Genomic DNA, 8,930 nt, shown 5'->3' with positions numbered 1-8,930 from the left:
GTGGGGCGGCGAGGGTGACGCCGGGCGGGGCGTCCGTGCCGGCGGGCAGGGTGCCCGGGCCGTCGGGCGGGTCGCTCGGGCCTTCGGGCGGGGCGCCCGGACCGTTGGGCAAGGTCTTCGGGCCCCGCGGCGGGGCGCCGGCCAGCTCCTCGTGCAGATGACCGGCCAGCTCCGCGACACTGGGCCGGTCGAAGGTGAGGGTGGCGGGCAGCGGCAGACCGGTGAGGAGGCCGAGGCGGTTGCGCAGCAACACCCCCGTCAGAGAGTCGAACCCCAGCTCGGTGAAGGGACGGCCGGGCGCCACCGCGGCCGCGTCCGGATGGCCGAGCACCGCGGCGACCTCCGCGCGGACGAGCTCCAGCAGCGCGGACGCGCGGTCGGCTTCCGGCAGCGCCGCGAGCCGTTCCCGCCAGGCCCCGGCCGCGTCACCGGTACCGGTGTCCGCTCCCGCTCCGGCGGAGCCGATGCCACCGGCGGACCCGGACCCGGACCCGGACCCGGGCCCGCCCGCGGCGGCCGGTCGCCCCGGGCGCAACAGCGCGCGCAGGGGCGGCGGTACGGGTGTGCCGGAGGCGGTAGTCAGCCCGGAACGGTCCGCCTGCAGGAGCAGGGGAGCGAGCACCGGCTCGCCCCTGCCCAGCGCGGCGTCGAACATCGCCAGGCCCTGCCCGGGCGCGACCGCCCGCAGCACACCGCCCATGGCCCGCTCGACGCCTTCGGTGCGCGCCGCCATCCCCTCCCCGCCCGCCCACGGTCCCCATACGAGGGAGAGGGCGGGCAGGCCCTGGGCGGCGCGGTGGTGGGCGAGCGCGTCCAGGAAAGCGTTCGCCGCGGCGTAGGCGGCCTGACCCGGATTGCCCAGCAGCCCGGCCGCCGACGAGAACAGGACGAAGTGCGACAAGGGCAGATGCCGCGTCAGCTCGTGCAGGTGCCAGGCGGCGTCCGCCTTCGGCCGCAGCACCGCTTCCAGCCGCCGGGGCGAAAGCCCTTCCAGCACGCCGTCGTCCAGCACGCCGGCCGTATGGACGACGGCGCTCAGCCGGTCGGCGTACTTCTCCACGACGGCCGCCAGTTGCGCGCGGTCGGCCACGTCGCAGGCGATCACGTCCACGCGGGCACCGGCTTCCTCGAGCGCGGTCTGCAAGCGCGACGCCCCCTCCGACCGCGGACCCCGGCGGCTGACGAGCACCAGGTGCCGGACGCCGTGCCGGGTGACCAGGTGCCGTGCCAGCAGCCCGCCGAGGGCTCCGGTGCCGCCGGTGAGCAGGACGGCGCCGTCGGCGAACGTTTCAGCTGCGGGCGGTCCGGTGGGCGAGACGGCCGGTGACGGCGCCTCGGTGTCCGCCAGGCGCGGGACGCGGACCGCACCGCCGGTGAGGGAGAGCTGGGGCTCGCCGGTGGCGACGGCGGCGGGCAGCAAGCGCAGCGACTCGGGCCGGCCGTCGGTGTCGACGACCGTCAGGCGCCCGGGGTACTCCGCCTGCGCGGAGCGCAGCAGGCCCCACACGGCGGCGGCCGGCAAGTCGGGCGCGGGGGAGGTGGCGCCACGGGTCACCACGACGAGGCGGGCACCGGGCGCTGCCGAAGCGGACAGGTGCGTCTGCACCAGGTCCAGGACGTGGGCTGTCAGACGGCGTGTACCCGCAGCGGGATCCGTCCCTGAGGGATCGCCTTCCGGTGACGGGGCGAGGGAGACCACCACCTGCCCCGGGTCGTCCGGTGCTGATACGGAGGCGGCGAGCCCGTCGGAGCCGGCGGCGAGCCTGTCGGACGAGGCGAGCCTGTCGGACGAGGGGAGCCCGTCGGACGAGGAGAGTCCCTCGGAGGAAGGGAGCCCTTCGCCGCCGGCCGGAAGGGCGGCCCATCGCAGGACGTACAGCCCTCCGCCACCGTTCACACCCGCGCCCGCGGTGGCGTCGGCGGGCTCCGGCAGCGGCCGGGTGGTCAAGGACTCCACCCGTGCCACCGGCTGCCCGGCGGGGTCGGCCAGGTCCACGGCGACGCTGTCCGTACCGGCGGCGCGGATGCGTACGCGCAGGGCCGTGGCCCCGACGGCGTGCACGGTCAGGCCGCGCCAGGCGAACGGCAGCCTGACGGGACCGGTGGACGGCGCGGCCAGGAGCGCTGCGTGCAGCGCGGCGTCCAGCAGGGCGGGGTGGATGCCGTACCGCCGCGCGCCGCCGCCAGCCGCTTCCGGCAGCCGCACCTCTGCGTACACCTCCTCCTCGCCGGGGCCCCGCCAGACGGCCGCCACGCCCTGGAACGCGGGGCCGTACGCGTACCCGGCGCCGGCCAGACGCTCGTAGGCACCCGTGACGTCGACGGGCGCGGCGTCCTGGGGCGGCCATGCGCAGGCGCCTGTACGGGAGACGTCCCGGAGCCCGCCCGGGGCCCCGGAGGCCGGGGTGAGCCGCCCGGTCGCATGGTGCGTCCACGGATCCAGCGGGCCCGAGCGCTGCGGACGGGAGTGAACGTCGGCGGTTCGCCGTCCGGAGGCGTCCGGTTCGCCGAGGACCACCTGGACCCGGACCCGGTCGCCGGAGCCGGGCAGGACCAGCGGGGCCGTCAGGACGAAGTCCTCGACGGTGTCCAGCCCGCAGACGTCGCCCGCCTGGAGCAGCATCTCGGCGAACGCGGCGGCAGGTACGAGGATCTGCCCGGCGACGACGTGGTCGCGCAGCCACGGCTGGTCCGACGCGGACAGGTGGCCGGTGCACAGGAGGCGTTGCGTGCCGGGGACGGTGGCCGACTCGGGCAGCAGGGGATGGCCGGGCCCGGCCGCGCCGGGGGTGGGGGCGGCCGGGGCCGGGGCGTCCAGCCAGTAGCGCCGCCGTTGGAAGGGGTACGTCGGCAGATCCACCGGCCGGGCGCCGCTCCCCGCGTACACCCGGTGCCAGTCCACCGGCACACCGTGGACGTGCAACCGGCCGAGCGCGGCGAGGACTTCCTCCGCCTCCCGGGCGCCCTCCCGCGCGGTGGTGATGAACTCAGGGCCCTCGGCCGGCTGCTCGCTGCCTGGCTGTTCGCTGTGTGCGGCGAGGCCGGCTGCGGCAGCAGCGGTGAGCTGTGCCCCGGGTCCCACTTCGGCGAAGGCAGTCACCCGTTCGTCGTGGGCGAGCCGGTGCACGGCGTCCCCGAAGCGCACGGTTTCGCGGGCGTGGCGCACCCAGTACGCGGCCGAGCACAGGTCGTCCCCGGCGGCCGGGCGTCCGGTCAGTGCCGACACCACCGGGATCCGCGGCGCGCGGTACGTCAGACGTGCCGCCACACGCCCGAACGCCTCCACCATGGGTTGCATCAAGGGGGAGTGGAAGGCGTGGCCGACCCGCAGCCGCGTGGTGCGGCGCCCCTGCCGGGCGAAGCGGGCCGTGACGGCGAGCGTGGCGTCCTCTTCACCGGACAGGACGACCGACCGGGGGCCGTTCACCGCCGCGACCGCCACCCGGTCCTCCCAGCCGGCCAGTTCCTGCTCGGCCTCGTGCTCAGAGGCCTCCAGCGCCACCATGACGCCCCTGCCGGGGAGGTCTCGCATCAGCCGGCCCCGTGCCGCGACCAGCTGCACCGCGTCCGGTTCCGACAGGACTCCCGCGACGTGAGCCGCTGCGAGTTCACCGACGGAGTGCCCGGCGAGGACGTCCGGCCGCACTCCCCAGGCCTCCAGAAGCCGGCAGAGCGCCACCTCGAAGACGAACAACCCGGCCTGTGCGAAGTCGGTCCGGTCGAGCAGGAGGGCGTCTTCGGTGCCCTCTTCCGCCCACAGCACCGAGCGCAGGGGCCGCTCCGGGCCTTCGGCGTCGAACCGTTCGCACAAGGCGTCGAAGGCGGCGGCGAACACGGGGAAGGCCCCGTGCAGTTTCCGGCCCATGCCCGGCCGCTGCGCGCCCTGGCCGGAGAACAGCAGGGCCAGCCGCCCGGGGGCAGCGATCGGCCTCGCCCCTGTACCGGGCCCGGCATCGGGGCCGGGGCCGGCGTCGAGGTCGGTTCCGGCTGTCGCCCACGCGTCCAGAGCGCTCAGCAGCGCCTCGCGGTCCGCTCCGGTGACCGCCGCCCGGTGGGTGAGGGCGGACCGGGTCGTGGCAAGGGAGTACGCCACGTCCAGGAGGGCCGTCCCGGGCTGCTGCCGCAGCAGGGACGCCACTTGCGCAGCGTGTGCGCGCAGAGCTTGCGGGTCCGCGCCGGACAGCAGCAGGGGCGGCATCGCCACAGGGCGCCGAGGGGCGGCGGTTCCTGTAGCTTCCGTGCCGGCCGGGGCCTCTTCCAGGATGACGTGGGCGTTGGTCCCGCCGATGCCGAACGCGGAGACGCCCGCCCGGCGCGGACTGCCGGGCGCCGGACGCCATTCCTCGTCCCGCGTCAGCAGCCTTACGGTGCCCGAGGACCAGTCCACGCCGGGGGACGGCTCCTCGCAGTGCAGGATGCGCGGCAGGCGCCCGTGCCGCATCGCCAGGACGGTCTTGATGACTCCGCCGACACCGGCCGCGGCCTGGGCATGCCCGATGTTGGACTTCAGCGCGCCGAGCCACAGCGGCCGTCCGGCGGGTCGCTCGCGGCCGTACGCGGCCAGCAGCGCCCGGGCCTCGACGGGGTCGCCGAGCGCGGTACCGGTGCCGTGGGTCTCCACGGTGTCGATGTCGGCCGGGGACAGCCCGGCGTCGGCCAGTGCCCGGGCGATCACCTGCTGCTGGGCCGGCCCGCTGGGCGCGGTGAGGCCGTTGGAGGCGCCGTCGGATCCGACGGCCGAGCCGCGCAGCAGGGCCAGCACCGGATGGCCGTTGCGCCGGGCGTCGGAGAGGCGCTCCAGGAGGACCACTCCGGCGCCCTCGGCCCAGCCGGTGCCGTCGGCGGCGGCCGAGAACGGTTTGCACCGGCCGTCCGGCGCCAGGCCGCGCAGCCTGCTGAACGCCACGAAGGCCGCCGGAGTGGCCATCACGGTGACGCCGCCGGCCACCGCCAGCGAGCACTCTCCCGACCGCAGGGCCCGCGCTGCCCAGTCCATCGCCACCAGGGACGACGAGCAGGCGGTGTCGACCGTGACGGCCGGCCCGTGCAGCCCCAGGGCGTACGCGATGCGGCCCGACGCCACGCTGCCGGCCGAGCCCAGCGCGAGATGCGCTTCGAGCGCGTGCGGGCCCCCGTGCAGGAGACGGCCCGCGTAGTCGTCGTGCATCACGCCGACGAAGACGCCGGTGTCGCTGCCGCGCAGCGACGCCGGGGCGATGCCCGCCCGTTCACAGAGCTCCCAGGTCGTCTCCAGCAGCAGCCGCTGCTGCGGATCGGTGGCCAGTGCCTCGCGGGGCGACATCCCGAAGAAGGCCGCGTCGAAGTCCGCCGCCCGGCGCAGGAAGCCGCCGCGGCGGGTCACGGAGGTGCCCAGCCGGTCCGGGTCGGGGTCGAAGAGGGCCGCCGGATCCCAGCCGCGGTCACCAGGGAGGTCGGAAGTCGCGTCGGCCCCGTCCGCGACCAGCTGCCACAACTCCTCCGGGGACGCCACGTCGTCGACGGCTCCCGGAAACCGGCATGCCATGGAGACGACGGCCACCGGCTCGGCGGGCGCCCTGCGCTTCCTTCTGCCGGGCGTACGGGGTGCCGGGCGGGCATGTCCGTCGAGCAGGGCGGAGTGCAGGAACTCCGCCACGGCGCCGGGCGTCGGATGGTCGAACACCAGCGTCGCGGGCAGCTCCAGCCCCGTGTCCGCGCCGAGCCGGTCGCGCAGCAGCACGCCGCCGAGGGAGGCGACGCCGGAGGCGCTCAAGGGCCGCCCCGGGTCGAGGTCCTGCTCCGGCACGCCGGCGACGTCCGCCACGTGGGCGAGGACGAGGCGCAGCAGGGCATCGCGGCGCCCGGAAGCGGGCAGGGCGAGCAGACGCCGGCGCAGGGCGGACGCGGCGTCCTCGCGCGCCGCGGCGAGCCGTTCCGCCAACTGCCGGGTCAGCGCCGGGCGGTCGGTCTTCCCGGAGGCGGTACGGGGCACGGAGCCGGTCTCGTACACCTCGTCGGGGACCTTGAAGCCCGACAGCCGCTCCCGGCACACGGCGCGGACCCGGCCGGTGTCGACGCCGTGCGGGCCGGGGACCACGAAGGCGACGGGCACCTCGCCCAGCACGTCGTGCGGCCTGCCGACGACGGCCGCGTCCGCGACGCCGGGACAGCCGAGCAGGACGTGCTCGACCTCGACCGGGTTGACGTTCTCGCCCCCGCGGACGATCAGCTCCTTGACCCGGCCGGTGACCAGCAGACGGCCGCCGCGTACGCGCCGCCCGAGGTCGCCGGTGCGGTACCAGCCGTCCCTGAACGCTCGTGCTGACTCCTCAAGCAGTGCCGGGTCCTCCGTGCGGCGGTGGTAGCCGAGCATCAGGTTCGGCCCGCGGACCTGGATCTCCCCTTCGGCGCCGTCGGCGACCTCGGCACTGCCGTCGGCATCACCGTCGGCACCACCGCCGGGATCGGTCAGCCGGACGTCGACGCCGGGAACCGGCAGGAGGCCCGGCCTGCCGCCCTCCTCCCGGGGGCCGGCTTGCCCGTAGGGCGTGGCGACCGCGATCTTTCCGCAGGTCTCGGTGCTGCCGTAGCCGTCGACCAGCGGGGCACCCAGCAGCTCCTCGACGGCTGCCCGCAGCTCCGGGGGACACGGCGCGCCCGCGGTGACGCACAGGCGCAGGCCGGACGGCGGCTGTGGCCGCGGCGCCCGGCGCAGCGCCTCCGTGAGCAGGTGGTACGTGGCCGGTACCCCCGCCAGGAGCGTGTACGACCGCTCGGCGAGCGCCTGCGCGACGCTCTCGCTCCGGTCGAGGAGGAAGGCGCCGGCCCCCACGGAGACGACCCCGAGCAGACACAGCGAGTGCGCGTAGGCGTGGAACACCGGAAGCGGCCACAGCAGCCGGTCCTCGCGCTCCAGGCCCCACAGCGGGACGTACGCCGCCGCCACCGACCACAGCGCGGCGCGCTGACTGGAGACGACACCCTTGCTGCGTCCCGTCGTGCCCGAGGTGTAGAGGATCCAGGCGGGCTCGTCCAGGCCGAGGTCGTCCCGGGGCGCCCGCCCCGGATCCGTCCCGGCCAGCTCCTCGAACGCGTGTGTGCCTGCGGCCACCGCCTCCGGCAGGGCGTCCGTGCCCGCCACCACGATCCGTGAGCACAGCTCCGGCCGTGCGGCTGCGGCTGCAGCCGTGCCGGTGAGCCGGGACAGCCCCGTCTCCTCGGTGATCACCGCGACGGCGCCGCTGTCGTCGAGGAAGGAGGCGAGTTCCGCCTCCGCCGCCTCGGGATCGAGCAGAACCCCTACGGCTCCTGCCCGCAGGACCGCGAGGAACCCTTCCACCATCTCCACCCGGCTGCCCAGGTGCAGGGCGACCCGGTCGCCCCGCCGCACCCCCAGCCGCGCCAGGTGGCCCGCCAGCCGCGCGGTCCGTTCCTCCAGCTCCCCGTAGGTGACGCCACGCCGTGCATCCTGGAACGCCGTCTTGTCCGCCATCTGCGCCGCGTGCGCCTTGAGCGCGTCGGGCAGTGCACGTATGAGCTCGTCCCGCATCCCGCCATCCCCCACCCCTCGGGTCACGGGGGCGAAGGACAGCGCTCCCGCTCGCACACCGTACCGAGGGCTGAGGCCGGAGATCAGGGCCGGCGGCCGACCGGGCCGCCCCCCGGGCGGACCACGGGCCGCGCCGTGCCCGGATGATCTGCTTATCGTGACCTCATGGGTGAAGGGAACGGCGCCGGCACGCCCCACGGCTCCGCGCACCCTGCCGGCCCCGCCCGCCCTGCCGACGAGCGGCATCGTGCCCGCGCACGCTGGTCGGCGTTCCGGCACTCACCGTTCTTCCCCGCCACCGTGCTCGTCCTCATCGTGGCCGCGGCCGCCGGACTCTTCGCGGGGTCCTACACCTACGCCATGGCCAACCCGACCCCGCACAACATCCCCACCGCCGTCACCGGCGTTCCCGCGCCCGAGATCAAACGCGCCGAATTCGTCCAGGGCATGGAAAGGGCACTGGGCGCCGAGCTCCGGCTCCGCCACTTCCCCACCTACGAGGAGGCCCGGAACGCGGTCGACAACCAGCAGGTCTACGCCGTCCTTCAGGACCGCCGCCACGCGGCCGAGCTGGACGTCTCCGGTGCCTCCGGGGCCACCGTCGCCCAGCTGCTGGCCGAAACGGCGCCCCGGGTCGGCGCGGAGATCGACATCCCCGTGGCCGTGCGGGACATCAATCCCCTCCAGAAGGGCGATCCGCGCGGCCTCGCGCTCTTCTACATCACCCTGGCGTCGGTCATCGTCGGCTTCGTCGGGGCCATCCAGATGAGCGTCCACGCCCGCGAGCTCAACCCGGCCGAACGCATCGCCTTCACCGCCGCCTATTCCGCGCTCGGCGGCTTCACCATCGCGGCGATCGTCGACTGGGGGCTGGACGCCGTACGGCTTCCGTTCGCGGAATCCTGGCTGATCCTGGCCCTGACCATGTTCACCTCCGGCATGTTCTTCACGATGTGCAACGCCCTCTTCGGGCGGTGGGCGATGCTGCCCACCTGGGGCCTGATGGTCCTGCTGGGCAACCCCTCCTCCGGCGGCGCCGTCTCCTGGCCGCTGCTGCCCTCGCTCCTCGGCGAAATCGGCCGCTGGCTGCCGCCGGGAGCGTCTGTGAACGCTCAGCACACGGCCGTCTACTTCCGGCAGCACCAGCACTTCTTCCCGTTCGCCGTACTGATCGCCTGGGCCGCCCTCTCCTGCACCGTCTTCTGGATCTGGCGGCACCGCCACCCCGGCGGACGCGACACGGCACGGACCCTCGCAGCCGAGGACTGAACCGCTTCTCCTTTCTGCTGACGCGGTGCGTGTGAGTGTTTGCGGTGTGTTGTTCCGGGGGCTGTCGGGTGTGAGGGCGCCCATGAGAGCTGGCTCACTTACGAATTCCGTTAGTGGAATGCGGGGGCGGAAT

Annotated in this window: 2 protein-coding genes; one reads left to right on the top strand and one right to left on the bottom strand. The window is 75.3% G+C overall.

Annotated features, from left to right (window positions below; translation table 11 throughout):
- A partial coding sequence (locus ACSNOG_RS30435; protein ID WP_436755931.1) for a type I polyketide synthase occupies positions 1-7,528 on the bottom strand: 7,528 nt, incomplete at its 3' end.
- A 165-nt stretch (positions 7,529-7,693) separates the two neighbouring features.
- Here ACSNOG_RS30435 and ACSNOG_RS30430 point away from each other — a divergent pair.
- A complete protein-coding gene (locus ACSNOG_RS30430; RefSeq protein ID WP_436755930.1) occupies positions 7,694-8,797 on the top strand; it encodes an ABC transporter permease in 1,104 nt (367 codons plus the stop codon).
- The last annotated feature ends 133 nt before the right edge of the window (positions 8,798-8,930 follow it).

The organism is Streptomyces sp. URMC 124 (genome assembly GCF_051386455.1).
GTDB lineage: Bacteria > Actinomycetota > Actinomycetes > Streptomycetales > Streptomycetaceae > Streptomyces.
This window is presented reverse-complemented; position numbering and strand designations above follow the sequence as displayed.